Below are 25,030 nucleotides of genomic sequence, written 5' to 3' on the forward strand. Positions count from 1 at the left end.
TTTCCGGCCCACTCGCCCGCCGGAGATTTCCTATGTCCTACTCCGCCCCCCGCATCTGCCACCACCAGCGCGTCACCCAATGGCTCGCCGCGATACGGCAGCATGCCGCCTGGCTGTACGCCGCGGATGAGCAGTACCTGTACCTTGTGGCCGAGGCCAACGAGCTATACCAGTGCGGAATCGTGGGCCTGCAGGACCGCCACGACATGGTCACCGACGCCTTGGGGATGTACGGTTGGGCGATCGAGCACGGCATCACGCGCGAGACGCACTACTGCGCGGACTGCTGCTACGACGTAATCGACGGCGATCCATCCATCTGGCGAGTGCGCGGTGTCGCAGATCGATACGTCCACCGTCTGGCCTTCCTTGGGCTCGGCCGGCAGGATTGCCGCAGTGCGCCGGAGGTCGTTCGAAGACGGCGCGAAAGTGCTTTCAGAGCAGTGGAATGCCCATATCCCGTGTTTGCCGGAACTGCCTATCTGCCTGTCGAGCTTCAGCGTCCACTTCCCCGCCAACCGAATCACCAGCATCGCCCTGCTCCGTAGGAAAAGGCCGTAGTCTACTCCTAATTCTGACAGGCCTGGTTCGCAGCCAAGAGTTGCGCCTCGTAACCAATCCGCTGCCGCCGCTCGGCCAGCAGCGCACGGACCTTGGTCTGTAGGTCGTCGTCTTTCCGCTGCCCAGCCGCTGCCCATGCCGGCACCTCCACCGCCGGCACCCGGCACGGCACCGCTAGCGGCACTTCTACGCGCACCGTGCGCGGCTCAGGCTCAACCTGGCCGGCGCATCCCGCCAGCGCAACCATCACCAGCATCAGCACCACCCTCATAGCCCCAACTCCTGATCGATGACCACCTCGGCTGCCAGGCACTGATCACCAGCGGAGCGCTCACGCAACAGGCGCTGTGCCGCGGCATACTGCTCCGCGGCCTGCTGCCGTCCCCGCTCCACCGCCTGGGCTGCATCCCGGGCCCGCTGTTCGCCGGCCAGGCGCAACGCGGCAACCTGTCGGACCTGCTCCGTTACCGCGGCCTCCAGCTCTCCCCGGGAGGCACGGCAGGCGACCAGATCCGACCGTGCAGCATCGAGCTGCGGCCGGTAGTGACGCGCGCCGAGCCAGACACCGCCGGCGGCGCCGAGGCCGACCAGTAGCAGGCAGGCCAGCGCGATCGAAATCACGCGGGCCGAGATCACGACAGCACCGCCTTGGCCCGCTCCCACAGCGCCAGGCGCTCCGCCTGGCCGTTCGTGCCGCCGTTGATGCGCCGAGTGATGGCGGCGAACTCGCCGCGGTCGGCCAGGTCGTTCAAGCCGTGACTGGCCCACCACCAGGCCGCCGACAGCGCAGCGAACTCCGGCTGCTCGAGAAGCTCGGGTTCCTGCTCCAGCGGCTGGCCCAGCCCGGCGCCGGCGGCGCGGTAGTTCGCCCGGCCGGTGATCTGCAGCAGCCCGCGCCCGCGGTAGCACCAGCCATCGCCGGACGCCTCGTCGCCATTGCCGTTGCGCGAGGCGTAGGCGTTGTTGGCGATGGCTCGGGGGTTGCGCGCCAGGCGCTGCGCCAGGGTGTTGGGCTGGCCGTCGGCGCCGAGGTACCGGCTCGGCCAGGTCGCAGCCAGGCCGCGGGCGCTGTAGTTGAGGTTCTCCACCAAGCGGGTCAACTGGCCGCTTTCGTGGCCAACTTGGGCGAGAAACGCGGCGACTCGCACAGGCGACGTGATACCGAAGCGCGTCATCCCGCGGTTCAGCGCACCAACAAAAACGCCGGCTCGAGGGCCGGCGTTCGGGAGGACATGCAGCAACTGCTGCTCAGTGATAGGCATACGCTCTCCTGAAATAAAAAAGCCCGCTTAATGCGGGCCTTTAAACTCTCGGATTACGATTCACATAAAAGATACGAAATCATTTAGCCGCCTGTGGCATCCGTATTACAAACATTCGTTCTCGCTTGAACACAAAGCATAGTAACCCAAGAATTATCGTCATCTTGACGTAGAACCACCATGACGTTGATATCTGGTCACTGAACAGGGAAAACACGATTGCAGAAAAGAAATACGAGGAAAGAATTGTGAAATACAGACTACCCTTCTTGGCTTTACAGTATGCATACGAACAAACCATCCCATAAGCAGCCATGAAGAAAACAACACCTAAAGCACCATAGTGAGGGTACATAGAGAAGAATACTGAGTATACGTTTCCAAGCTCACCGGGAGCATAAGCGTAAAAATCTAGATGCTGAATCGGCTTCTCACACAAGCCCAATATATAACCCATACTGCAGAGCCCGTTAAAAGGCGACCAATGCGGTTCAACCTGAATCAATCCCTGATAGTACCTATCAAATAAAACGGGCCCTTGCAGGGCATATCCAGCCACGTGGCGGTAAAGCTCAACTAGCAAAGTAGAAATTCCATCACCTTCGTGAAACTGGATCTTAGATGTTGCAACAGCGCCAACAGCAATGACCAAGAACATTGCCACACCTATTACAAAAATGCTCTTGATGGATGGACGACCCTTTACCAGAACATAGATAAAGAACAACCCGACAAGCATCTGCATAAGAGACGACCTCCCGCTTGCCAGAAGTATGACAGCCATCCATGGGACAGAAACAGCCAGCATACCTATAGCCCCACACTTACCGCGCAGATAAAGCAAGACCACAAGAGGTATTACTGTTTGACCAAGCTGGAGATAGTTCAGAGACAACGAACTAAGTAGTGGCTCCCCTGATACTGATTGCGCACGAACAATATATGCCGCCTCACGAAGCGTGGGAGCAATAGAGGACAAATCCCTGTAGATTACTGTGAGAAAAAACAGGTGTGCTACACAAAAGAAAAAAACTAGAAATTTAGCTCGAAGATCTCTATCGAAAAGCATGTTATAGCTATATGGAGAAGTGTATGAATTGTAGATGAAAGAGAAAATAGCGGACGAGAGTGAAAACGAAAGGACACCAGCGAGGAAAATAAGCAGAGCGTCGGACTCGACAGGGTAGAAACCTATCATAGATGCTAGGCTGACCCCGAGAAGGCCTAACCCCCAGGTGACCGGCATAGCGACCGAAGGATGTACGGCGCTACGCGCTAGAAGCCTTGCAAGCACTGAAAAAATGAGCAGGGTTACCCCGGTGAGCATCGCGTACATGGCGTCCTCCAGATTGACAGGCGCCGATTGTAGCCGATAGCCACATCCCTGTGGCGATTCGAACCTACCTAACCATGTACGAAAATGAGCACTGCAAGGTGTCTCCATTTGCCCATGTCATGGGCGAAGACGCCCTAACCTGCTGTCCTCCGAAAGAGATCGTAAACTCTGAAGAGCCGGCCGGAATACTGGCCCACCCAGTAAAATCCGCCCCAGCACTCGAATCATAGATTCTTACAGGGAATCCACGCTGGTTAAACGACAGATGCCCCGGGAAGGGTAGCGAAAATCTATAAGCTGAGGCACTGTCTCCAAAGGTGGTGGTGGATCCAGCAATAAGCTCAAGTTGGAGGTGGCACATATGACCAGATCTAACGAAATTCCCGGTAAGAGTACCATTACCTATAGATGGTGTAGCAGTAGACTGCGTCCACGCTGGAGTGTAAGTCCGACGCTGGATATAGACAGCGTTGTATTGTGAGTTTACTTCGGTGAAGTTGTTATTTATCCCACAGGATGGTCCAAAATTAATCCCTTGGGCAGAGTCAAGAGTCAATGGTCCAGGGAATGCAACTCCATCAATGGAGTGGTCAAAACCCCTAATAGTTGTAGATGGAGTAGAACACCTTCCATTTGAAATATGGAAAAGCGTAGATGTCGGATCAAATACGAAAGTCCTGATGTAGAACTCAGATAGACTCCCACCATTGCCACCGCCGGGGCCGAGCGCGAAGTTTGCACCGCTTAGCCAAATCCCACGGAAAAATCGAGGATGAGCCCCGGTATCACCAGCAATCTGGATTCCTGCATAGGCATCTGGATCTACGGGATAACCTTCAAAGCATGTCACATTAGCCCCGCCACCTGCGTCGACATCGAACCACATGGGGTTACCGCCCATGTTTACCGCACGACACCGGGTGATCGTTTGGCTAAATCCAGAGACGATACGGAACCCCTTACCTGTATAGGTAGCACCAACGCCTTCCAGGTTGATGTCAAGAATTGGGGATAGCGTACCTACTACCACCATGTCGATGCTGGCGCCCTTCTTGATAGTGGTCCCTCGTTGTCCGCCCCTGCCAAGCCAGCGCTGTCCAGTCAGGGAGGTGAGCGTAGAGGTGATCAGGTAGGTTCCAGACGGGAATACAACATCTGAATACGGCCCTGCTGCTGCAATGGCAGCCTGAATCGCTGCCGTATCATCAGTCGTTCCGTTGCCAGTGGCACCGTAATTAGTAACTACGACAACCTTGAGCGCTCTGAGGGTATTTACCTCGTAGCCGATTGTATCTGATGGGTACGTTTCCGCCGGATCGTAACCCATCATTCCGGCGCCACCCGGAGCTCTCAACTGCTGACGCAGCGAGCGGTCGATCTGGGCAACCAGCAGACTCTCGTCGGTGGCCCAATTCCCGCTGAGGCTGACCGGGAAATCTGCTGGAAGTTGAACGCTATACAGGTTCCCGTCACGCTGAATCAGTTGAGTCGGGCGATCAACAATCAGCGGAGAGCCGTCGACATATTCAAGGGGGGTCGGTTCAAATCCCTGAGCGGCCAGCCACTGCATGACATACTGCTCGATTCCCCACCAGGTCCATCGTGCAACCGGAGGACGCTGAGGCCCACGGTCCATCCAGCGATCTTGATTCAGCGAGTTCATTGCCAAATCGAGATGCTCAGCGTTTTCGTACAGAACGCGAGGGTCCTTCGAGCCGAGCGGAAGGTCGCTGGTGTCGTAAGTCATACTTTTCTCCAAGCATGAAAAAGCCCGCTCTATGGCGGGCTATGGTTTTTCGTGTGCGGTCAGTTTGGGGCGCTGGCGTTGTCGTAGGTGTAGACCCTGGGGTCGTAGTTCACCGCACGAACGGATGCCGAGGTATTGCCGTTGGGATCGATGGAACTGATCAGGGCCGGGTATGGGTTTCCCAGCAGCAGGTTCGATCTCCCAAGAAACATCAGGGATGAAATCGATGCTGGGAATGCTCAGCCGGTAGTCGTCGATCCTCGACGCCGGATATCCACCGGAAACCGTTCCGTCTGGGCGCCGCAGGTAGAGCGCTGGCGAGTTCAGCAGCGACCAGTCAAGTGGCTCACTGGACTCGATCAGCACCGAGCTTCCAGAGATCACGAACGATTTCAGGTATGCGCTCTGCGCCAGTCCTGGGCCGGGAACATCGCCGGCAAGGGCCACGTAATCCCAGAAGTCGCTGTTCAGCGCGTCGAGGCCGGTATCGAACGAGTGCTCAGTTCTACGGTATCGCTGAGCCATCCGGCGGCGCATCCCGTAGCGCCAGGCGCGATCGCGGTTTGTGACACCGACAGCCGTGATCTTCTCGACCTTTCTGCCGACATCGCCGGGCAGGCGGCACTGGACGGTATCTTCTATCCAGCCGTTGGCATTGACGAACTCCACATCGACTCCGTCATAGTCGTCCTCAGACGGAGCGCTGATGCTGATCCTCAGCGGACCATCCATGTTCTGCGGCGAGTACATGTGCCCGAATGTGGTCCTTGGTTCGTCTCGGGCTGCGGAGATCACGCCGCGCTTGATCGTCTTCTCCGCATACCCGGCGGCAAGCACGTCGTCCATGACCTGCGCGACCGTGACCTTACCGTCCTCGTAGATCATGTCGAACGTGTCGCCGCGGTCCTTCCAGATGGCGTCAAGCCGATCGAGCTCTTCTAGGTCGAGGTCGGCGTCTGTGTAGCCGCGCTCTTTGGCGATGTAGCAGAGGAACGGGACGATGTCTCGCGTAGCGATCTCGCTCGTCCATGCACCGTTCTGTCGAGTCGGTAGCATGCGAGTAGCTTCCACCGAAACGCGGCTTTCGGTCTGCGCTGCGATACGGTCAGACGACCGATACCTGACGGCCATGGTCGTGACGCCGGCGTAGGACGATGGAGCCTGGAGGCGCGCGCGCATCCCGTACCACTGGGTGCGGTCTCGGTACTCGGATGTTGAGTTGCCGCCCTGGTTGACGAACACTTTTCTGATGCGAAACTCGGGCCGCATCATGTACGGCAGCGGGATGCCGTCCGTAAAACCCTGCTGGTCGAGAGAACTGCCGGCATGGTTCTTACTGACCGTCGTCCATGCGCCGCCGATGGCCATGTCTCGCCACTGGATGTCGTAATAAGTGCGGATCTGGTAGATCTGCCCTTCTCTGCCTACACCGCAAAGCCCTTCCGGGCAAAATACGTCGATCTCGACGAAGTTGGTCTTCTCCGACACAGGGCACGCCGGGAAGGGACCGCGCCAGCCCCCTTCTAGGCTGGTCGGATCGATGGTGACTCGGGACGTAGACGAGTTGAGAGCGGTGAATCCTGGCCAGTCAACATCGACACCGCCCGCACTGGTCAGCCGCTCGACTGTGAGCTGCTGCGCGCTGTACGCCGTGATCCGATAGCGCAGGCCGCGCGGGCCGATTGCTGCATTGCCAGAGCCGGTCTGCAACGCATTGGCCGGCGAACCGTTGCTGTAGTTGAGCGTCATCGACGTTGAGGTGATGTCGTTCACCATGTAGAGGCCGCCGTTGGTGCCGACAACCTCGATCTCATCGCCAACATCCAGCCCGAGCTGAGCGATATCCCCCGTCACGACGTCGCGATTCGTGCCGCCGCCATCGTTCACCGAATAGGGGTACATCGCCTCAACCCGCAGGATCGTCCCCGCAACCCAGTCAGAGGGGAACGACCCGGCTCCGGCAGAAATGATGATGTTCGTTCCGGAAAACGTGAACGTAGTTGCCGACGGGTTCGGGGTGAGATTGGAGCTCTCGGTCAGGTCCAGGCCGGCATTACCAGTTCGCGCCTCATTACGAACCCATCAGGCCTCCGCATGAGCTACGCCATGATGCGAAATCGCTGGGACGAGGCGCGAGCAGAAGCCGCCGCCCAAGCAGTGGCCGCCCGAGACGAGCCGCTTGCTGAACGAATCAAGCAGTTCCGCTTCAGCGATATTCGCCCCAAGGCAGCCAGCGAAATCGAGAACCTGGCCGATGCAAGCAAGCTGCTTGGCCACACAAAGGAACAGATCACGAAGAACGTTTACCGACGCGTCGGCGAGGTGGTAAGCCCGACGAAGTGAGGATGAGTTGCGGAAATGATCGGAGAATTGCGGAAATGATCCGCTTTCCTAGGCAAGAAAAAAGCCCCGTAACTCACTGAGCTACGGGGCTTTCCTGTTGGAGGCTGAGGTCGGAATCGAACCGGCGTTCACGGATTTGCAATCCGGTGCATAACCACTCTGCTACTCAGCCTTTGAGCGAAGCGACATGCGTTTGGCATATCGCTGAAATCTCTTTCCTGGTGCGATTTTGAACTTATAACCCTTTGATTTCAAAAGATTTTTAGCTCACCCATCGCTGGAATGGACGCAATTATGGACGGATTCGCCGGGCTTGGCAAGCGCTCTACGAAAAAAACTTTGCAGATCAGGCTATTGCGTAGCACAAGCCGGGAGAAACGGGCCCAGACGTCCGCGAAATGGGCCCCGCGGCGACCGGCAACCGAAGAGCGCGCCAGGATCCGACGCGCCCTGCCCCGGCGATCAGTTCGCCTCGGGACTCGCTTCGGTTGCGGGCGCTTCAGGCGTCGGCGCCTCCGTGGCGGCCGGCGCTTCGCCACCCGCCTGGGCACGCTTGGCGCGCTTCTCGCGCATCTGCTCGCGCTGCCGGCGAGACGCCTGCCGCCGCGCATACACCGCCTGCTCGGCGGTTACCTTGCCGGCAACCTGGCCTTGCAGATCCAGTCGCGGCGCATCTTCCACCATGCAACTCCAGTAGCGGCTGCCCTGGCACCAGGTGGCGATGGCCTGTTTCAGTTGTTCGGCGGTGATTCCCAGTAGCTTGAGGTGCTGCTGCGCATCCTGGAGGATGCCCTGCTTGAGCGGAACCTTGGCCGCGGGGCTTTTCGGAAACGCCAGCGGGAAATGCCGTTGCAGCCTCCAGATAGCCTCGACTCCCGGCTCGACGGCTTCACGTTTCTTCGCGCGTCCCGCGGAGCTTTTGGTTTGAGCCGGTTTCGCCTGCGCCGCCTGTGCGCGCAGACGGTCTCTCAGCTCGGCAAGTTGTTCAAAACCCATCGTTCGCTTCACTAGTGCTGGTTCATTTCTGCGAGAGATTACCCGATACATCCGCTCGCGGCACGCAAAACGGCAACCACTCGGGCACTTTCATTGCGAATCGACGCTCGTAGGCATGACCGGCTCTCCCCCGTTCAGCGCCCGAGCGAGCTCATCGAGCGTAGTCGGCTTGAACAGGACCCGGTCCATGCCGGCAGCCAGGCAACGCTCCAGCGCATCCTTCTCGGCGCTGGCGGTAAGCGCTATCACCAAGCAGCGACGCCGACCGCCAAGGGCTTCTTGCGAGCGGATCCGTCGCGCCAGCTCGTAGCCATCCATCCGCGGCATCATGCCGTCGGTAATCACGACGTCGAAGTCTTCGCCCTGCCAACGTTCGAATGCTTCCTCGCCATCTTCCGTGGAGGTCACCCGGTGCCCAAGGCTTTCCAATTGCATGGTCAGGGTCAGCCGATTGAACGGATGGTCTTCCGCAAGCAATATCGAGAGCGCCCTTGCCTCTTTCCGCTCCTCGACCTCGGCAACTCCGGAACGCGCTTCGCTCGACTCGCTGGGCGGAGGTTCGGTCAGCGGAAGATCGAACTCGACCGAGAAGCAGGAGCCGTTGCCCAGCTCGCTGCGCAGGCTGATCTGGCCGCCCATCAGGTGTACCAGGCGTCGGCTGATGTACAACCCCAGGCCGCTGCCGGACGCCTGGCCAAGCGCAGGCGAGCCGACCTGCGAGAATGGCCGGAACAGCCTGGCCTGGTCCTCCTCCGAAATACCGAGGCCGGTGTCGCTTACCTCGAGCAGCAAATGAAGCCTCTCCGCCTCGCGCCGCCCCACCGCCCGCACCGTTACCCCACCGCGCTCGGTGAACTTGATGGCGTTGCCCAGCAAGTTGAACAACACCTGCTTGAAATGCAGGGGATCCACCAGCACCCACTGCTCGAGATCCCCGTCGAGTTCCAGTGCCAGGGAAAGATTCTTCTGCCGCGTCAGCCCGCCAACCAGCGGCAGGATTCCTCTGATCAACTCGCCAGGAAGCACTGGTTCGGGAGCGGAATCGAACCGACCGGATTCGATCCGCGACAAATCGAGAATATTGCCCAGCAGAAGCAGCAACCCCTGGGCAGCTTCCTGGGCGATGCTCAGCGAATCGAGATCCAACACGCCCTTCTCGCCCTTTTTCAGCACCAGCTCCTGCAAGCCGATGACCGCGTTCAATGGCGTGCGGATCTCGTGACTCATCGTCGAAAGAAACACGCTCTTGGCACGGTTGGCAGCGTCAGCTTGCTCTTCTGCCTGGCGGGTCTTGCGCACCTGGCGCATCAGGTAGAAACCCCAGATGAGAGAGATGGAAATCAGTACGCCGAACAATCCGCCGATCTGCAGAATCTTGCTCCGGTGATCGCGCCAGAAGTCCGTCCCTCCCTTGGCGAAGCGAGGCTCCCAGCGGTGGAGGATTTCCGCCACTTCTTCCGGAGCGATCGCCAGCTGCGCCTTCTCCAGGATGCCCTGCAGCTCGGGCTGGTTCCTCGCCACACCGATGCTGATCGGAATGGAGAGATCATCGAGGATACCGACGACCTGGATCCGGTTGTCGAAATGCTGGGCGGACAGATAGCGACCGGTATAATCGCTGCTGATAGAAGCCTCGCTCTGTCCGGCATCGACGCTTTGCATCGCGGCGAGAAAGGTCGGATAGACCTGGAGCTTGATCTCAGGGTGATCGCGCCGAATGGTGTCGTTGAGGAAATAGCCAACCGTCGTGGCCAATCGCTTGCCGTCGAGATCCGCGAGGCCATGGACACGCTCCAGCCGTTCGCCCCGGCCGCCCCGGCTGGCGCTCATCAGCACCGTGGTGCTACGCAGGTAGGGAGTCAGGACCTCGAGGCCGGAATCGAGACGCTCCGTCGAGGGCATGGTCGGCGTAACCAACGCTTCGCCCGCATCCAGTCGACGTTTCGCCTCGACGAAGTTTCGGGCTCCGCTGAAGGAAAACTGCAGGCCGCTGCGCTTGCCGATCAGGTCCAGATAGTCACGCCCGATACCGCTCAGCCGCCCCTCGCTATCCAGTTGCCCGAGCGCGCCAAGGGAATGGTTGATCACCACCGGCACGACCGGATGCGTGGAGAGCCAACGCTGTTCCGCCGGCGCAAGCGTCACCCTGGGCTCGTCGAAACGCAGGCGCCGCCCGGCGCTCCAACTGCGCAACAGTTCGTCGCCGTAGCGCCCATTGATACGCGGCAGGGCTCGATCGAGGACCGCGAGCAGAGGCTCATCCCCCGGCCGGAGCAGGAAACGGAAACCCTGGCTGTCGATGGGCGCGAAGTTCTCGATACGCAAGTTCAGCAGGTAATGGGTCTGGATGAGATAGTGCGCAGAGACGGCGTCACCCAGCACGCCATCGACGTCCCCCATGCTCAGCGCTTCCAGGGCAAGCTGCGGCGAGTCGAACCAGATGACCTTGCTGTGCGGATAGGCGGCCTTGATACGTTCGGCGGGAAGATAACCCTTGACCGTGGCCAGCCAGGACTCCGCCTGCGAATCGAACGGGGCGCCGCTGGAAGACACCAGTACCGGCCGGTCGGAAAGATACGCAGCGGATGCCAGCAATCCGTGTTGCCGGGCCTCGACCTCGCTACCGACACCGAGCAGATCGATCTCTCCCCGCGACAACGCAGCGATTGCCGCCTGCCGCGACGGAAAGTCCCTGACGCGCAACGGCCGCTCGAACACCAGGGCCAGGTAATCGGCCGTGAAGCCCTTGTAGGAACCTGCGTAGAAGATGGATAGCGGCGGATAGTCGGGAGAAACCACGCCTATCGTCAGCGGCTCCCGGGCATCCAGCCACTGCCTGGCTCGTTTGTCGAGCCAGGGGCGCGTCGTTGTCGTCATACGACCATCGAGCAGGATGGATTCGGCCGCGACGGGCAGCGGCTGCAGGATGATCGGCAACAGGCAAAAGACCGCGGACAGCAACGACCTTGTCAGCATGTCGAGTCTTCGATGGCAAAGTTCTCCGGCCGGATAGAGGGCATGGCATCCGCGCCCCAGAGCCTGCGGACACATCGGCACCGATGTCGCCATGTTAGCAGGTGAACGGGTATTTTTCCCAGACAGCCGTGGCGGAAACGAGCGGCTGCCGGTGTTTTTACGCTGATACGAAAAAAGGGCCTCTCGATCCTTTTCGAGGTTCTGCAGAACTTGGTGAAATCTGCATATCGATATCCTGGAGCGGGAAACGAGCCTCCATGATACTGACTCCAAAGGAGAGCCTTGCACTCACCTCGGATCGATGGACTGAATTAAGGACTAGTCTTCGAGACAGGACAGGCAGGCACAGTCGAGGAACGCCAGGCAGCCATTGCGTGGCCCTTCCCATGAGTTCCTTTCCCAGCCTCCGCGCCACGGCTTTTCCCGAAGCCGCTCCACGAACGCTTCATCCTGCGGCCGCAGCTCCTGCCCCATAGCATCGCAGGAAGACCGCCTTGCGATGAATCCGCCGACAGGATGCGAGGCACTACGCCTGGCAAGCATTCCCGCCAGAGACCTGCGCAACCTCAAGTGTTATGGCTGGTTGAGAGGATCAGATTCCAGCGTTACTTCCAATCAGAAAGTTAAGAAATTTCATACAAGCCCCCCGGACCGGTCCTGTCTCAGTTGAAAGACCAGGGATGGAATAATCAGCGTGAGCAAATCATCCTACGAGTTCAAGGGTTCCCGTGAAAAAGCCAGCTCCCGCACACGTCAAGCTACTCTTCTGCATTGGTATATCGACCGCTGGATGCCTTTGGTCGCTCTCCTCGGTGGCCTATTGCGGCAAGCCTGAACTACCTACCAAGACCCCCCTGCCGATACAGAGCCTCCAATCCGTTTTCACCTTGAAGCACGCACCGATCGGTAAATCGATGGGAACAATGACCGTGCAAGTCGGCTCAGGAGAAACTCTAGGTGGCTGGGCGTGGTGCGGAAGTGACGGAAAGCCCGGACAATTCGGTTTTACAGCTCCCAAAACGACGCTCATTCCAATAGATGGAAATGGCCTCTATGAGTCTGGAGTGCCAGGGGTCGGTATCAGAATTGGACACCGAGCACGCTACAACTGGACCGAACCGACAGCAGCTCCCGCCACCTACCCCACGGGCAACATCGGCACCATTCGCTATATGCCCACTGTTCTCGTAGTTGATTTCATCCGAACCGCAATGGGAGTAGGAAAGGGAGACATCACCCCTTTTAACTACTCAACCAATTTTTTCATCGATACCAACTACACAAATCCATCCAGGGCTGAATTCACCATAGAGGGATATAACCTTCGCGCAACGCTTAAACATAACGCCTTCTTCACCACGTGCAGCACACACAAGTCGACCATTGATGTCAACACGGGGCGCCCAACGGCCTATGACATCAAAAGAGGGGCTGCGCCAGATCATGGCTTTTCACTGGATGTTGTATGCGAAGGGCTCAATCCGAGCATCAAACCTCCTGTGAAGGTCTACTTTGAAGGAAACTCGATCCAGGATGGCCTGTTGAACCTCACAGGCAGAGGAGAAGCCGGTGTAGCCCAAGGAGTCGGCATTTCGTTGATGTCCAGTAAAGGAGCGGCATTGCCATTCACCCAAGCCAAGGCCCTGCCCCTGGACTGGCTGGCCAGCGGTGCTGGGACGGAGATGTACCGCTTTGTGGGATCGGCTCGCTATGTCGCCACTGGCGGAAAAATCACCGCGGGTAAAGCTGACTCCATTTTGACCTACATCCTGGAGTACAACTAACCCAGCAGAACCGGTCGGCCGAAGCGAACCGAACCCGGCCCACACTGCGGTACAACCAACGCATCGATGAGGCGACGCCGATGCCCACCAGCTTCCGGAATGAGAGCCTCCCCGTCGGCTCCGCCTAAGTTGAATACTTAGAGATAAGGGGGCTCGCTCTGCGCGTAACTCATCGACCGCATGAACGGGTCAAATCGCGGGAACCGACCCAATGCCGGGTCGTCGATGCGACAGGGCATTCCGATGACTCGGTAGATGTATCTTCGAGAAGGCGCCCCTTCCACACACCGGGCTTCCCGGCACTCCTATGTTCGTTGCTCGCAAGAGCCGAGCGCATGCGATCAATTCGCGGACACGACGCATCGGCAGCGAGCCTCTTTGAGAGCGACTTCAGGATAGCTGCCCGACCAAGCGCCTTTTGCTTGTCCTTCCAGCGATAGGGGAAATGCCGGCTCTTGCCATCCTCGGGCGAAACAGCCAGGCAAAGACCATCGATGACCAAGGCTATATGGACCTTGCCGTTGGCCTTCGACTGCCGAATGGCAGCGCACCATGCTCAATGCTCTATTGCGCGGATCAAGGGATAGACGATCTGTAGCCGCCGCCCAGCACTGATGCACTAAAGAATGGACTAGAAGATGCTGGCTGATGGAACCCGCCGAAACGAAAAAAGGGCCCTGAGGCCCTTTTTTTCAATGATCTACAGGTGAGCCTGTAGATCTATATCTGGAGCGGGAAACGAGACTCGAACTCGCGACCCCGACCTTGGCAAGGTCGTGCTCTACCAACTGAGCTATTCCCGCATCGTCTTGGTGACGGGCGCCATTCTATAGCATCGCGGCGCCGTGTCAACTCCTTGATTCAAAAAAGTTTATTTCTCTTTCGGGGTGGTCGACAGATGCGGCCACGCGGCCAGCAGGTAGTGCACCATGGACCACAGGGTCAGCGCCGCGGAGATGATCAGCAGCACGTAGCCGAGAATCACCCAGAAGGTCATCAGCGGCGGATTCGCCAGGAGAATGACCAGCGCCAGCATCTGCGCCGCGGTCTTCCACTTGCCCAGGTTGGACACCGCCACCTGAGCCCTCGCCCCCAGTTCGGCCATCCACTCACGCAAGGCGGAAACCACGATCTCGCGGCCGATGATGATCACCGCCGGCAGGGTCAGCCACAGGTTGGCGTGCTCTTCCACCAGCAAGACCAGCGCAACCGCCACCATCAGCTTGTCCGCGACCGGGTCGAGGAAGGCGCCGAACGGCGTGCTCTGGCCGAGGCGCCGGGCGAGGTAGCCGTCCAGCCAGTCGGTGGCGGCGGCCAGGGCGAACACGGCACTGGCGGTCAGGTAGCTCCAGGACGTCGGCAGATAGAACAGCAGAATGAAGATCGGAATGAGCAGGACGCGCAGTAACGTGAGCAGATTGGGGATATTCATCGGACCATCTAGGCTGCGAGGTGAGCCGGCATTCTACTCGCTGTGCAGGACGGCATAAATCTGCTCGGCAAGCTTTTTACTGATACCGGGGGCTTTGGCCAGTTCATCGATACTCGCCCGCGACAATTCCTGCAACCCGCCGAAATGCTTGAGCAGATCGCGCCGACGTTTCGGGCCGACGCCAGGGACGTCCTCCAGCGTCGACGTCCGCCGTGCCTTGCCGCGCCGCGCACGGTGGCCGGTGATGGCGAAACGGTGCGCTTCGTCACGTATCTGCTGGATCAGGTGCAGCGCCGGCGAATCGGCCGGCAGGGTGAACTCGTGGGAGGCATCGTTCAGGTAGAGGGTTTCCAGCCCCGGCTTGCGGGTCACGCCCTTGGCCACGCCGAGCAGGATCAGACCGGCGACCGCCAGTTCCTGGAGCACCTCCTGGGCCATGGCCAATTGCCCCTTGCCGCCATCCACCAGGAGAATGTCGGGCATCTTCCCCTCGCCGTCCTTCAGGCGACTGAAGCGGCGGGTCAGCGCCTGGTGCATCGCCGCGTAGTCGTCGCCAGCGGTGACGCCTTCGATGTTGTAGCGGCGATAGTCCGACTTCAGCGGCCCTTCCGGGCCGAACACCACGCAGGAAGCCACGGTGGCCTCGCCGCTGGAGTGACTGATATCGAAGCACTCCAGGCGTTGCGGCGGCTCCGCCAGGTCGAGCGCCTCGGCAAGGGCTTCGAAGCGTGCCGCCACATGCTGGCGGTTGGCCAGGCGTGCGCCCAGGGCCTGTTCGGCGTTGGTCACCGCCAGTTGCTGCCAGCGGGCGCGGGTACCACGTACCCGGTAGCTGATCTCCAGTTCGCGGCCTCGCGCTTCGGCGATCGCCGAAACCAGCACCGGGAAATCCTCGTGCGTCACGTTGACGATCAACTCCGCCGGCAGGTCGCGCTCCTGGTGGCTGAGATAGTACTGACCAAGGAACGCCAGCAGCACTTCGCCCACCTCCTCCTCGATCGCGACCTGCGGGAAGAAGTTCTTGCTGCCCAGCACCCGCCCGCCGCGTACGCTGATCAGGTGTACGCAAGCGCCGCCAGGGGTGACGATAGCGGCGACGATGTCGACGTCGCCGTTGCCACCTTCCATGCTCTGCTGGTCCTGGACCCGCCGCAGGATCGCCACCTGGTCGCGCAACTCCGCCGCCTTCTCGAAGTCCAGGCGCATCGCCGCCTGCTCCATGCCGACGTTCAGCTCGTCGGCCAGCGCGTTGCTCTTTCCTTCGAGGAACATCACCGAGTGGCGCACGTCCTCGGCATACTCTTCAGGGCTGACCAGCCCCACGCAGGGCCCCTTGCAGCGCTTGATCTGGTACTGCAGGCAGGGCCGCGTACGGTTGCGGAAATAGCTGTCCTCGCACTGGCGGACGAGAAACGCCTTCTGCAGCAGGTTGAGGCTCTCGCGGATCGCTCCCGCGCTCGGATACGGACCGAAGTAACGCCCCTTGCGCTTCTTCGCGCCGCGGTGCAGGGACAGCCGCGGATACTCGTCCTCGCTGGAGAGGAACACGAAGGGATAGGACTTGTCGTCCCGCAGCAGGATGTTGTAGGGCGGCCGCCACTCCTTGATCAGCGTCTGCTCCAGCAGCAACGCCTCGGTTTCGTTGGCGGTGATGGTGGTTTCCACCTGGGCGATCCGCGCCACCAGCGCGGCGGTCTTCGGCGCCAGGCCGGACTTGCGGAAATAGCTGGCCAGGCGCTTCTTCAGGCTCTTCGCCTTGCCCACGTAGAGAAGCTTGGCCTCCGCATCGAACATGCGGTAGACGCCTGGCCGATTGCTGCAGGTAGCGAGGAAAGCGCTCGCGTCGAAAACAGCGCTCATCTAGCTGGCGGCATCGACCATGCCGTGGCGGACGGCGAGCAGCGCCAGTTCCACGTCGCTGGTGATCGAGAGCTTCTCGAAGATGCGGTAGCGATAGGTATTCACGGTCTTCGGCGACAGGCACAGCTTGTCGGAGATGCTCTGCACCTTGTGGCAGTTGGCGATCATCAGGGCGATCTGGATCTCGCGCTCGGACAGCGAATCGAAGGGGGAATCGTGCTGCTGCGGCTGGAAGGACTTCAGCGCCAGTTGCTGGGCGATCTGCGGGCTGATGTAGCGCTGGCCGGCGAAGACCTGGCGAATCGCCTGGACCATTTCCTCCAGCCCCGCGCCCTTGGTCATGTAGCCGGCGGCGCCGGCCTGCATGAGGCGGGTGGGGAACGGGTCCTCTTCGCAGACGGTGACTACCACGACCTTGATGTCGGGCTGGCTGCGCAGCAGCTTGCGGGTCGCCTCCAAGCCGCCGATACCGGGCATCTTCACGTCCATCAGGACGACATCCGGCTTCAGCTCGCGGGCCAGTTTCAGACAGTCTTCACCGCAGTCGGCCTGGCCGACCACTTGCAAGCCTTCGATGTCGGCCAGCATGCGGGTAATACCGGTGCGTACCAGATCGTGGTCGTCGACCACCAGCACCTTAATCACGCTGCACCTCGTCGCGCATTAGCAGACAACCGCCCACACGGGCCCCCTGGGGATTTCGGCAACCTTAACAGAAAGCCATCCCATGACCTAGCTTGGCGCAAAGGCGTCATAAATCAAGCGTCATGGAAACATCATTCGACGGCATCGAACGGGCGCTGCGAAGTATACCGCCAGCCCCCGGCGAGCGGCAGGCCGGATCGCAGCAAGAACCGGCGAACCCGTGGAGAGCCCAGCGAAGCGGGGCTTGGCAAAGCACAAGCGCCCTCACCGCCCGGAACTTCTCCATAGCGACCATCGCCGAAGTCGAAAACAGGCGCCCAAGACGCCACTGGCATCGGCGGCTACTGTGCGGCCATCTCACCGACACCGGTGAAAAGACGCTGGTGCAGGCGCCTGCGACTGGCATTCGGCACCAGGCGAACGAGGGTATTCCTCAGCCAGACGCTCCAGGGCGATTCCCACTGACCAAGGCGGCCGACGATCCAGGATTGCTTCCTGATGAACTCGATCCGCGCCTCGCGTTGCTGCTGGAACAGGATCAGCGTCTCGGCGCGCGGCGCCAGGCACCACAGGCGCGCCAGCAGGAAGGCGTCCTCCAGGGCCATGGCCGCGCCCTGCCCCAGGTTCGGCGTCATGGCGTGTGCGGCGTCACCGATCAGCACTACCCGTCCGCGGCACCAGGAGGCTCCGGCCAACTCCTCGAGGTCGTTGTGCACCAGCGTGGTGGCGCTCGGTATGAGCCGGGCGATGCTCGCGCCGATGCCGTCGAAGTCCGCGTAGTGGGCGGCCAGCCGTTGCGGGGTGACGAAGCCCTCCTCGTCCTCGGGCTCCTCCCGGCGCACCTTCAGGGTCGCGTAGACATACATCTCGCGCGGGCTGATCTGGATGAAACCGAGGCGCTTGCCGTGCCCCCAGACCTCTCCCGCCTGCTCGGCGTCCTCCAGCCGATGGGGAACGACCAGGCGCCAGCAGGTTTCGCCGGAATGACGCAAGGTCGCCTCCGGCCAGACATAACGTCGCACGCTGGAACGAATGCCATCCGCACCGACCACCAGCGAACAGTCGTGGACAGTGCCGTCGCTCAGGGTCACGCGTTCGTGGTCGAGTCCGTCGAGGATCTGCACGATGGAGACCCCGACCCGAATGCACGACTCATCCAGCCCCTCCAGCAGCGCCGCATGCAGCTCGTGGCGCTGCAACGCCAGGCCGCCGCGGGAATTCCCACCCAGGCTGGAAGGCATCGACATCAGCATCGAACCGTCGTGGGCGTATACGTTGATGCCGGCCAACGGCATGCCACGGCGGAACAGCCGGTCGAGATCCAGGGTGCTGGACAACGCCGTCAACGCATTGCTCGCCAGGGTGATGCCGGTACCGATGGGCCTGATCTCGCTGGCTCGCTCGACCAGCAGCCAGTCGATGCCAGCCTTGGTGAATTCGCGCGCCAGCGCCAGGCCGGCGATCCCGGCCCCCTGGATAAGAACGGTCATCCGTTGCTCCTTAGCGGCGTCCGTCGCGACTTCGCGCGGTCGCGACAGGCCTGCCCGAGACGATGAAAATGTCCATCCTAGCCGCCCCGGACAGCCCACCGACCCTATCAGAAGATCGAGTTGACCCTGCTCGCCGACACCTCGCCGCTCGCTTTTCCTGCCCTCCAGGCCATCGGGAGTCCGGCGCGCCAGGAAGGCAAGCGTGGCCCGGGCACGGCACGCGTGGCCGGAAATCCCCGCTAGCCGCCGCCCGACGCGGCGCTACGGTTTTCCTTGGCCAGCAGCCTCCCGAGCGCCGGCAAGCGGCGATGGCGCCTGAAGCTCACGGCGATCGGCCCGTGCCACCATCGCCCAAGACGATCATCCAGGCGCAGCCACCCCGGCGAGAGTGGCCGGGACGGCAGCGTTCGGCCGGGCCACGGCGAGCATGCACGACCGATCGGCACGGCGTCGCGGAGGCGCGACTATACGCAGACCCCGCTCCTGTCAACCCCTTACGCAAGGTAGTGATTGCCGGAAGCCCAGCGTACGAAAATCAACCGAAACGACATCCGCATGGAATAACGAAGCCCTGACGCCTTCAGGGCGATAGCATCGCGTGCAAGAGGTAACCGATGAGCCCGTCCGAAAACATCCAGTACGATTTCGAGTGGCGACCACTCAACAACTACCTCGCCGTGCAACGCATCACGCCTCCGGACATGCGCCAGGGTTCGGCTGCCGAGCCGCGCCTGCCCAGCGAAGCGCTCTACGAGTGGATCGTGCTGAACGGGCGCTCCCCCCTGGAAGGCCTGAGCCTGGGGGAGCACTACCGCCTTTCCGACTATGGCGTCGCCGGGCTGGCGCTGCAGAGTGCCGGCACCGTGGGCGAAGCCTTGCAACTGATCAAGACCAACATGCTGCTGTTCCGCAAGGACATCCGCGGGATCGCGGTGAGACGTTCCAGTTGCGACACCGTGGATGTGGATATCGACCTGCAGGACAAGCCGGACTGGCCGCAGTCGGCCCGGTTGTACCACGCCAACGTCCTGGCGTCGGCCGCCTACGCGGTGTTCCGCGACCTGCTGCTGGGCGATCTGGAACTGGTCCGCCTGCGCCTCCCGGAAAGGAACGGCGACGTGCGGGCATACGAGGAGTATTTCCGGGTGCCGGTGTATTTCGCCGGCGAAGGCATCACCTTCACCCTCCCCGAGGAATTGCTCGAGGCCGAGATCGCCACTGCCAACTCCGCCGTGTTCCAGGCCTCGCTGGCGCTCGGCAGCAAGGCTTTCAACACCCGCGTCACCCGCGAGATGGGCGGCTACCGCCAACGCATCGTGGCACTGCTGGAGGTGCTACAGGACCGCTACCCGAGCATCGCCTGGGTCGCCCGGCAGTTGAAGGTCACCGAGCGGACGCTGCGCCGACGGCTCGCCGACGAGGGCACCAACTACCGGGAAGTGCTCGACCTGGTCCGCCACGACAGGGCGCGCCAACTGCTGCGGGACGAGCGACTGCGCATCGAGGAAGTCGCCGAGAGGCTGGGCTACATGGATACCTCCAGTTTTCGCCACGCCTTCCGCCGCTGGACGGGACAGTGCGCCAACGACTATCGCCAGACCCGCCTCGCCGGCAAGACCGCGCGGCGCCAGGGCGAACGCTAGCCGGCATGATTCCCCTCAGGGCAATTTCTGCGGATAGGGGCGAAAGGCGAACAGGCTGCACGCAGCCAGGGAAAAAGCCGCGAGCAGCACCCATTCGGCCGTCCCGTAGCCTTCGGCGCGGTCGTACAGCCAGCCCAGCAGGTAAGCACCGAGACTGATCGACAGGGCGAAGGTGAACGGCTGGATCGAACCGTAGATCACACCGAAGCTGCGCAGGCCGAAGTAGCGCATCAGCAGGTACTTGGTGGTGCCGCTTTCCCCTCCTCCGCCCAGGCCGACCAGGAACACCGCCAGCCATAGACCGCTCGGTGTGTCGCCCACCAGGAACCAGGCCATGCCGAGCACCGCCGCCAGGGCGAAGGGCAACGCCACCCGCGGCGTCGCCACGCGGTCGAGAAGCCAGCCCATCAGCGGCTGCGACAGCATCATGCCGACCCACAACGCCGACAGCGCGGTGCCCGCCTCGCCCCGGGACAAACCGCGCTCCACCAGCATCGGCACACCATGGGTCATGATCCCGGACATCACGAACACCGCCAGCACCTGGTTGCCCAGCACCAGCCAGAAACTGGCGCTGCGCCAGGCCTGGGGCGCCGTCGATCCGCTCAGCGCGGTTTCCGGTACGGCCGTGCCGGCGGCCACGCCAGCGCCCGGCGCTGGCTCGCGGAACAGCCAGGCCAGCAGCGGCAGCGCCAGGCCCAGTTCGAGCACGCCGTAGACCAGGAAAGCGCCGCGCCAGCCCCACGCTTCGAGGCTCTGGTGGCCGACCAGCAGGCCCAGCGGCCCGCCCACCCCGAAGCCCAGGCCGAGCAGGCCGTAGGCCACGCCCAGGCGTTGGCGGAACCAGAGTCCGAGGATACGTCCGTAAGGCAGGTTGCCTGGCGCCAGCAGGCCGATCAGCAGGAACAGCGCGTAGAGTTGCCAGACGGCATTCACCGCCGCCAGGCCGAGCAGCGGCAGCGACAGGGCCGCGGTCAGCCCGAGCATTACCCGCCGCGCGCCCCAACGGTCGATCAACCAGCCCTTGAGCGGGCTGGTGATGGCGACCGCCAGTCCGAACAGCGTCACCAGCAACGACACCTCGGCGCGGTCCCAGACGTACTCGGCGCTCATCGGTGCGATGAACAGACCGAAGGTGTTCAGCAGGATGCCGGTGGGCCCGAGCATGATCGCCACCACCGACGCCAGCAGCACGCCGCCGCTGGTCGCGGAAAATTCTCGTTGCGCCACGCCTGGCCCTCTAGAAGCGGTAGGCCGCGCGCAGGTAGTAGAAGGCGCCGTTGAAGCCGATCTGCGAGGCATAGGTGTCGTAGCGCAGCACGTCGCCATAGGTGGTGTTCTGCGCGGGCAGCTTGTCCGGACGGACGTCGAACAGGTTGTCGGCGCCGGCGGTCAGCGTCAGGTCAGCGCTGAGCCGGTAGCGCGCGGCGATGTCGGTGATGTACTTCGGGTCGTTGACGAAATGGTTGAATTTCTCCGTCGACCAGGCGTCCGGCCCTACCGTGTAGTCGAGTTCCGAGCTGGTCCGGCCGTAGCGCGTCAGGCGCAGGCTGACCTCCCAGTCCTGGCGGCTCCAGGTGCCGCCGAGGGAAACCTGGCTGCGCGGGGTGGAGCTGGTGATCCAGGCGACCTGCTGCGCATTGAGTAGCGGCTCGCCGTTGGCGCCTCGATGGTTCTTGCGCAAGGTGGTGCGGTTGAAGTTGGCCGACAGTTCCCAGTCGACCTGCCCGTACTCGCCAAGCGCGACGAGGTAGTGACCGGTAATGTCGACACCGCGGGTACGGGTGTCGGCACCGTTGGCCAGGTAATGGGTACTGACCGCACTGGCGCTGGCCGGCAACGAGATCCCCGCCGCGGCCAGGGCATCGATGGCTTCCTGGCCGGAATAGGTGGCGCTGTCGACGATGCGGTCGCGGATGCTGATCTGGTAGGCGTCGATGTTCAGCCCGACGTTTTCCCAAGGGTTGAGTACCAGGCCAAGGTTGAAGCTGGTCGACTTCTCCGGTTGCAGTTCGTCGGCGCCGAGCATCTTCGCTGCCGGCGAGTTGGCCGCCAGCAGGCCGAGGGCGATGGTCGGGCCGACGCTGAGGCCGGTGTAGTGCTCCTGGACCAGGGACGGCGCGCGGAACCCGCTGCTTACGCTGGCGCGCAGCGCCACCCGCGGATCGAACTGGTAACGGGTGGCGAACTTGCCGTTGGTGGTGCTGCCGAAGTCGCTGAATTTCTCGTGGCGCACCGCCACGTCGACCTCCCAGGTTGGGGTCAGGGAGGTGCCCAGGTCCAGGTAGGACGCCCAGGCGTGCCGCGACCATTGCCCCTCGCTGAGCGGCGAGAGGCCAGCCAGGGATTCCGCTCCGCCGCTGTAGTAGGACGCCGGGTCGCCGGCGTCGATGCGGTAGCTTTCCCGCCGGTATTCCGCACCCAGCGACAACGCCAGCGGAGCAGCGAGGAAATCCAATTCGAATTCCCGCCCCAGGTCCAGGTTGCTGGTCCATTGGCTGTTGCGGTAGCGCGCCAGGTCGAAGCTTCTCGGGCTGTTGCCGGTTTCACGGTAGATCGCCGCGTTCACCGACTGGGTCATGCCGATATCGGGACGGTCGGCGCCGTAGCCACTGCTCAGGTCCCAGTGCCAGGCATCCAGCAGACGCTCGCCGCGCACCCCGGCGAGGAACGCATAGTCGTCCTCGTCGCTGTTCGGGCGCGGCGTGAAGCCGTGCGGATACAGCGTCGGCGCCACCGAGGCCAGGCGATAGTTGGCCGCCGAGGAGGCCTTGCGCCGGGTATAGGTGCCGAAGCCGTACACCTCGATATCGTCGCCCAACCCGAAACCCGAGTTGAGCGCCAGCGATTGCCGGTGGAACGCGGGATCGCCCATGGAAATGTTGTCGCGCCGACCGGTGCGCTCATCGATGCCGCTGCGCATCGTGCGCTCCTGCTCGCGATATTCGGCGGTGAGGTTGACGAAGCCGCTATCGCCGAAGGCCAGTCCGATGTTCCCCCCGCCGCCATGGGTGAAGCCGTCGCCGTCGCCGGTCTGCCCGACGTCAGCGGCCGCCGACCCGCCGCTGTCGGCGGACTTGAGGATGACGTTGATCACCCCGGCGATGGCGTCCGAACCGTACTGCGCCGAGGCGCCGTCGCGCAGCACCTCGACCCGCTCGATGGCGTTGATCGGGATGGTGTCCAGATCGACGCCGGTGGAGCCCTTCTCCAGCCCCCCGCTGATATTGAGATTGGCCGTTTCGTGGCGACGCTTGCCGTTCACCAGCACCAGCACATGGTTGGGGCTCAGCCCGCGCAGCGACTGCGTGTGGGTCAACGCCGAGGCGTTGAACGGCTGGGCCTGGCGGGTCAGCGAGGGCAGCAGTTTGACCAGTGCATCGCGCAGGTCGACCGCGCCGCTGCTACGTAGCTGGGTAGCGCTGACCACGTCGATCGGGCTCAGGCTGTCCTGCGCCCTCACATCGCTCTTGCGCGTGCCGGTGACCACCACGGTGGACAAGGTCGGTGCCACCGCCGCACCTCGCGTCTCCTGCACAGGCGCCTGTCCGCGGCGCAGGACGAAGGCACCGCTTTCGTCCTGCGCGTATGCCAGCCCGCTGCCGGCCAGGGCACGCCGCAAGGCATCCTCGACACTGAGCCGGCCGCGGATATCCGGTCCGCGCAACCCCGCCACCAGGCGCTGGTCGAAGGCGATCGGCACGTGTCCCTGGCGCACGATGTTCAACAACACCTCGGCCAGTTCGCCGGGCGCTATGTCGAATACCCGGGGCGCCGTGGCCGCGTCGCGCGGCCCACCGTCGGCGGCCTGCACCTCGCCCTGCAGCGCGCAGGCGAGCCCCACCGCACAGAGCACGGGGGTCAACGAACGAGAGGAAAGACGTACATCGGGCATGGTCGAATCGTCCTGGATGGAATTCGCCCATGAGTGCAATCCGACGCCGGCTTTTTCAGCGTCGGGCAATATGAATTTCGCATAACCTTATGCGCCCGGGTTCCTCCGCAGGCGGCGCACTAGCGTGCGTCGGCGAGCCGCGGCGCGGGCGGGTTGATCAATAGCGCGAATATCTCGGAGTGGGACTTCACGTTCAGCTTCGCGTAGATGTGCCGGCGATGCACCTTGATGGTGGCGATCGACAGCGTCAGCCGATCCGCTATTTCCTTGTTCGAGTATCCATCCAGCATCAGGCGGATGACATCCGACTCCCGCGCGGTCAGCGGCGATATCAACCCTCTCCAGGGCTGGACTTCCACCTCCGCCGCTGCGATCGGTTTCGCCTCCTCCCTGACCGCATCCTCGAAGTGGATGCGTTTTTTCATCAGCGCGATGACCCACGGGCGAAGCAGCTCGAACAGCGCGATCTGCTCGGCGCCGAAGCGGCTCTCGCTGCCCAACGACAGGCACAGGGTTCTTTCACCATCCAGCGGGACGTTATATTGAACTTCGTCCGTCACCACATAATGCGCAAAGTACGTATTGTAATATTCGGTCGTTTCGAAATCTTCGGAGACGATATCCGCAAGATGAAAAAGCCCGCCGCGCCGACAGTTTCTGGATACCTGGTAGAAAGGATCTTGCAGATAGAGTCCGGTTATATATCGACTGATCAGCGGGTCCGGCTCGATTTCTTCTATCTCCTCCTCCATGAAGGAAAGAATCAAGGGGCTGGAGTCGCTGAATATCAGGGCCGCCCAGTTGTCGACGGGGGCGAACTGGCCGAGGGTCTGCGCCAGGAACCGCCAGAAGAACGGCCGGTCCAGCGCTTCGAGCAACTTTCCCAGTGACTCGTGCCAGGCGCCGCCGTGCAATGCGATATCCACACAACTACTCCTCTGGGATTAGTCACTCGGCGTTATGTCATGAAGAGTTCCAATGTGCATAATATCGATGCCTTCGAGGATAGCCACAGGTCAGAACTACCAGTTCTGGTAGGTGCAAAATCCAACTTGTTTCG

At 61.8% G+C, this 25,030-nt stretch carries 19 protein-coding genes and 2 tRNA genes; 4 read left to right on the forward strand and 17 right to left on the reverse strand.

Annotated features, from left to right (window positions below; all coding sequences use genetic code 11):
• Nucleotides 1–32: 32 nt before the first annotated feature.
• Nucleotides 33–548, forward strand: coding sequence for a hypothetical protein (locus tag AC4OR5_RS19475; protein ID WP_224791580.1), 516 nt, complete (start codon nt 33–35; stop codon nt 546–548).
• A gap of 20 nt (nt 549–568) precedes the next feature.
• Here the strand turns inward: AC4OR5_RS19475 and AC4OR5_RS19480 are convergent, their stop codons facing one another.
• From AC4OR5_RS19480 to AC4OR5_RS19505, 6 genes are all read right to left on the reverse strand, one after another.
• Entirely contained in the window at nt 569–832 is a 264-nt protein-coding gene (locus tag AC4OR5_RS19480) for a hypothetical protein (protein ID WP_058161003.1), read from the reverse strand.
• Nucleotides 829–1,197, reverse strand: coding sequence for a hypothetical protein (locus AC4OR5_RS19485; RefSeq protein ID WP_058161002.1), 369 nt, complete (start codon nt 1,195–1,197; stop codon nt 829–831). Before AC4OR5_RS19485 ends, AC4OR5_RS19480 begins: the two co-directional genes overlap by 4 nt.
• Nucleotides 1,194–1,823, reverse strand: coding sequence for a glycoside hydrolase family 19 protein (locus AC4OR5_RS19490; protein ID WP_058161001.1), 630 nt, complete (start codon nt 1,821–1,823; stop codon nt 1,194–1,196). The genes AC4OR5_RS19485 and AC4OR5_RS19490 overlap by 4 nt, the downstream gene beginning before the upstream one ends.
• A gap of 79 nt (nt 1,824–1,902) precedes the next feature.
• Entirely contained in the window at nt 1,903–3,159 is a 1,257-nt protein-coding gene (locus AC4OR5_RS19495) for an O-antigen polymerase (protein ID WP_116271311.1), read from the reverse strand.
• Between the two features lie 64 nt (nt 3,160–3,223).
• Nucleotides 3,224–4,906: a glycosyl hydrolase family 28-related protein gene (locus AC4OR5_RS19500; RefSeq protein WP_071536204.1), complete on the reverse strand. Its 1,683-nt coding sequence runs from the start codon at nt 4,904–4,906 to the stop codon at nt 3,224–3,226.
• Nucleotides 4,907–4,945: 39 nt separating this feature from the next.
• Nucleotides 4,946–6,808: a host specificity factor TipJ family phage tail protein gene (locus tag AC4OR5_RS19505; protein ID WP_224791582.1), complete on the reverse strand. Its 1,863-nt coding sequence runs from the start codon at nt 6,806–6,808 to the stop codon at nt 4,946–4,948.
• 192 nt (nt 6,809–7,000) lie between these two features.
• Between AC4OR5_RS19505 and AC4OR5_RS19510 the strand changes: the two genes are divergently transcribed.
• On the forward strand, nt 7,001–7,249 hold the full coding sequence (locus AC4OR5_RS19510) for a site-specific integrase (protein ID WP_058160792.1): 249 nt from the start codon (nt 7,001–7,003) through the stop codon (nt 7,247–7,249).
• A gap of 98 nt (nt 7,250–7,347) precedes the next feature.
• On the opposite strand, the gene AC4OR5_RS19515 is transcribed toward AC4OR5_RS19510, so the two are convergent.
• The 3 genes from AC4OR5_RS19515 to AC4OR5_RS19525 form a co-directional block, all read right to left on the reverse strand.
• Nucleotides 7,348–7,421: transfer RNA gene (locus AC4OR5_RS19515), tRNA-Cys, on the reverse strand.
• A 290-nt stretch (nt 7,422–7,711) separates the two neighbouring features.
• Entirely contained in the window at nt 7,712–8,245 is a 534-nt protein-coding gene (locus AC4OR5_RS19520) for a ProQ/FINO family protein (RefSeq protein ID WP_058160794.1), read from the reverse strand.
• A 90-nt stretch (nt 8,246–8,335) separates the two neighbouring features.
• Nucleotides 8,336–11,314, reverse strand: coding sequence for a response regulator (locus tag AC4OR5_RS19525; RefSeq protein WP_058160796.1), 2,979 nt, complete (start codon nt 11,312–11,314; stop codon nt 8,336–8,338).
• Nucleotides 11,315–12,144: 830 nt separating this feature from the next.
• Between AC4OR5_RS19525 and AC4OR5_RS19530 the strand changes: the two genes are divergently transcribed.
• A complete protein-coding gene (locus AC4OR5_RS19530; protein ID WP_224791583.1) occupies nt 12,145–13,005 on the forward strand; it encodes a fimbrial protein in 861 nt (286 codons plus the stop codon).
• A gap of 727 nt (nt 13,006–13,732) precedes the next feature.
• On the opposite strand, the gene AC4OR5_RS19535 is transcribed toward AC4OR5_RS19530, so the two are convergent.
• From AC4OR5_RS19535 to pqsH, 5 genes are all read right to left on the reverse strand, one after another.
• Nucleotides 13,733–13,808, reverse strand: a tRNA-Gly gene (locus tag AC4OR5_RS19535).
• Between the two features lie 68 nt (nt 13,809–13,876).
• Nucleotides 13,877–14,437, reverse strand: coding sequence for a CDP-diacylglycerol--glycerol-3-phosphate 3-phosphatidyltransferase (gene pgsA / locus AC4OR5_RS19540; protein ID WP_003090349.1), 561 nt, complete (start codon nt 14,435–14,437; stop codon nt 13,877–13,879).
• Between the two features lie 33 nt (nt 14,438–14,470).
• Complete coding sequence (gene uvrC, locus AC4OR5_RS19545; protein ID WP_031638071.1) at nt 14,471–16,297, reverse strand: excinuclease ABC subunit UvrC; 1,827 nt, start codon at nt 16,295–16,297, stop codon at nt 14,471–14,473.
• A complete protein-coding gene (gene gacA, locus AC4OR5_RS19550) occupies nt 16,298–16,942 on the reverse strand; it encodes a response regulator transcription factor GacA (RefSeq protein WP_003090351.1) in 645 nt (214 codons plus the stop codon).
• Between the two features lie 341 nt (nt 16,943–17,283).
• Nucleotides 17,284–18,432 carry a 2-heptyl-3-hydroxy-4(1H)-quinolone synthase gene (pqsH, locus tag AC4OR5_RS19555; protein ID WP_058160800.1) on the reverse strand — a complete coding sequence of 383 codons (1,149 nt, stop codon included), beginning with the start codon at nt 18,430–18,432 and terminating at the stop codon, nt 17,284–17,286.
• A 614-nt stretch (nt 18,433–19,046) separates the two neighbouring features.
• Here pqsH and AC4OR5_RS19560 point away from each other — a divergent pair.
• Nucleotides 19,047–20,075 (forward strand): AraC family transcriptional regulator, encoded by a 1,029-nt coding sequence (locus AC4OR5_RS19560; protein WP_019485641.1) that lies wholly within the window; start codon nt 19,047–19,049, stop codon nt 20,073–20,075.
• 15 nt (nt 20,076–20,090) lie between these two features.
• Here AC4OR5_RS19560 and AC4OR5_RS19565 read toward each other — a convergent pair whose 3' ends face one another.
• The 3 genes from AC4OR5_RS19565 to vqsR all read right to left on the reverse strand — a co-directional run bounded on the left by AC4OR5_RS19565 (nt 20,091) and on the right by vqsR (nt 24,896).
• Nucleotides 20,091–21,305 carry an MFS transporter gene (locus AC4OR5_RS19565; protein WP_058160802.1) on the reverse strand — a complete coding sequence of 405 codons (1,215 nt, stop codon included), beginning with the start codon at nt 21,303–21,305 and terminating at the stop codon, nt 20,091–20,093.
• Between the two features lie 10 nt (nt 21,306–21,315).
• Nucleotides 21,316–23,970, reverse strand: a complete 2,655-nt coding sequence (locus AC4OR5_RS19570) for a TonB-dependent receptor (protein ID WP_034030657.1) — start codon at nt 23,968–23,970, stop codon at nt 21,316–21,318.
• Between the two features lie 119 nt (nt 23,971–24,089).
• Complete coding sequence (vqsR, locus tag AC4OR5_RS19575) at nt 24,090–24,896, reverse strand: transcriptional regulator VqsR (protein ID WP_023106460.1); 807 nt, start codon at nt 24,894–24,896, stop codon at nt 24,090–24,092.
• Nucleotides 24,897–25,030: the final 134 nt, after the last annotated feature.

It is taken from the genome of Pseudomonas sp. YA1 (assembly GCF_058680555.1).

Excerpts from the sequence above, each read along its gene's own strand:
- AC4OR5_RS19475 (WP_224791580.1), top strand. The coding sequence starts at position 33 with ATGTCCTACTCCGCCCCCCGCATCTGCCACCACCAGCGCGTCACCCAA.
- AC4OR5_RS19480 (WP_058161003.1), bottom strand. The coding sequence starts at position 832 with ATGAGGGTGGTGCTGATGCTGGTGATGGTTGCGCTGGCGGGATGCGCC.
- AC4OR5_RS19490 (WP_058161001.1), bottom strand. The coding sequence starts at position 1,823 with ATGCCTATCACTGAGCAGCAGTTGCTGCATGTCCTCCCGAACGCCGGC.
- AC4OR5_RS19495 (WP_116271311.1), bottom strand. The coding sequence starts at position 3,159 with ATGTACGCGATGCTCACCGGGGTAACCCTGCTCATTTTTTCAGTGCTT.
- AC4OR5_RS19500 (WP_071536204.1), bottom strand. The coding sequence starts at position 4,906 with ATGACTTACGACACCAGCGACCTTCCGCTCGGCTCGAAGGACCCTCGC.
- AC4OR5_RS19505 (WP_224791582.1), bottom strand. The coding sequence starts at position 6,808 with ATGTACCCCTATTCGGTGAACGATGGCGGCGGCACGAATCGCGACGTC.
- AC4OR5_RS19510 (WP_058160792.1), top strand. The coding sequence starts at position 7,001 with ATGAGCTACGCCATGATGCGAAATCGCTGGGACGAGGCGCGAGCAGAA.
- AC4OR5_RS19520 (WP_058160794.1), bottom strand. The coding sequence starts at position 8,245 with ATGGGTTTTGAACAACTTGCCGAGCTGAGAGACCGTCTGCGCGCACAG.
- AC4OR5_RS19525 (WP_058160796.1), bottom strand. The coding sequence starts at position 11,314 with ATGGCGACATCGGTGCCGATGTGTCCGCAGGCTCTGGGGCGCGGATGC.
- AC4OR5_RS19530 (WP_224791583.1), top strand. The coding sequence starts at position 12,145 with ATGACCGTGCAAGTCGGCTCAGGAGAAACTCTAGGTGGCTGGGCGTGG.
- pgsA (WP_003090349.1), bottom strand. The coding sequence starts at position 14,437 with ATGAATATCCCCAATCTGCTCACGTTACTGCGCGTCCTGCTCATTCCG.
- uvrC (WP_031638071.1), bottom strand. The coding sequence starts at position 16,297 with ATGAGCGCTGTTTTCGACGCGAGCGCTTTCCTCGCTACCTGCAGCAAT.
- pqsH (WP_058160800.1), bottom strand. The coding sequence starts at position 18,432 with ATGACCGTTCTTATCCAGGGGGCCGGGATCGCCGGCCTGGCGCTGGCG.
- AC4OR5_RS19560 (WP_019485641.1), top strand. The coding sequence starts at position 19,047 with ATGAGCCCGTCCGAAAACATCCAGTACGATTTCGAGTGGCGACCACTC.
- AC4OR5_RS19570 (WP_034030657.1), bottom strand. The coding sequence starts at position 23,970 with ATGCCCGATGTACGTCTTTCCTCTCGTTCGTTGACCCCCGTGCTCTGT.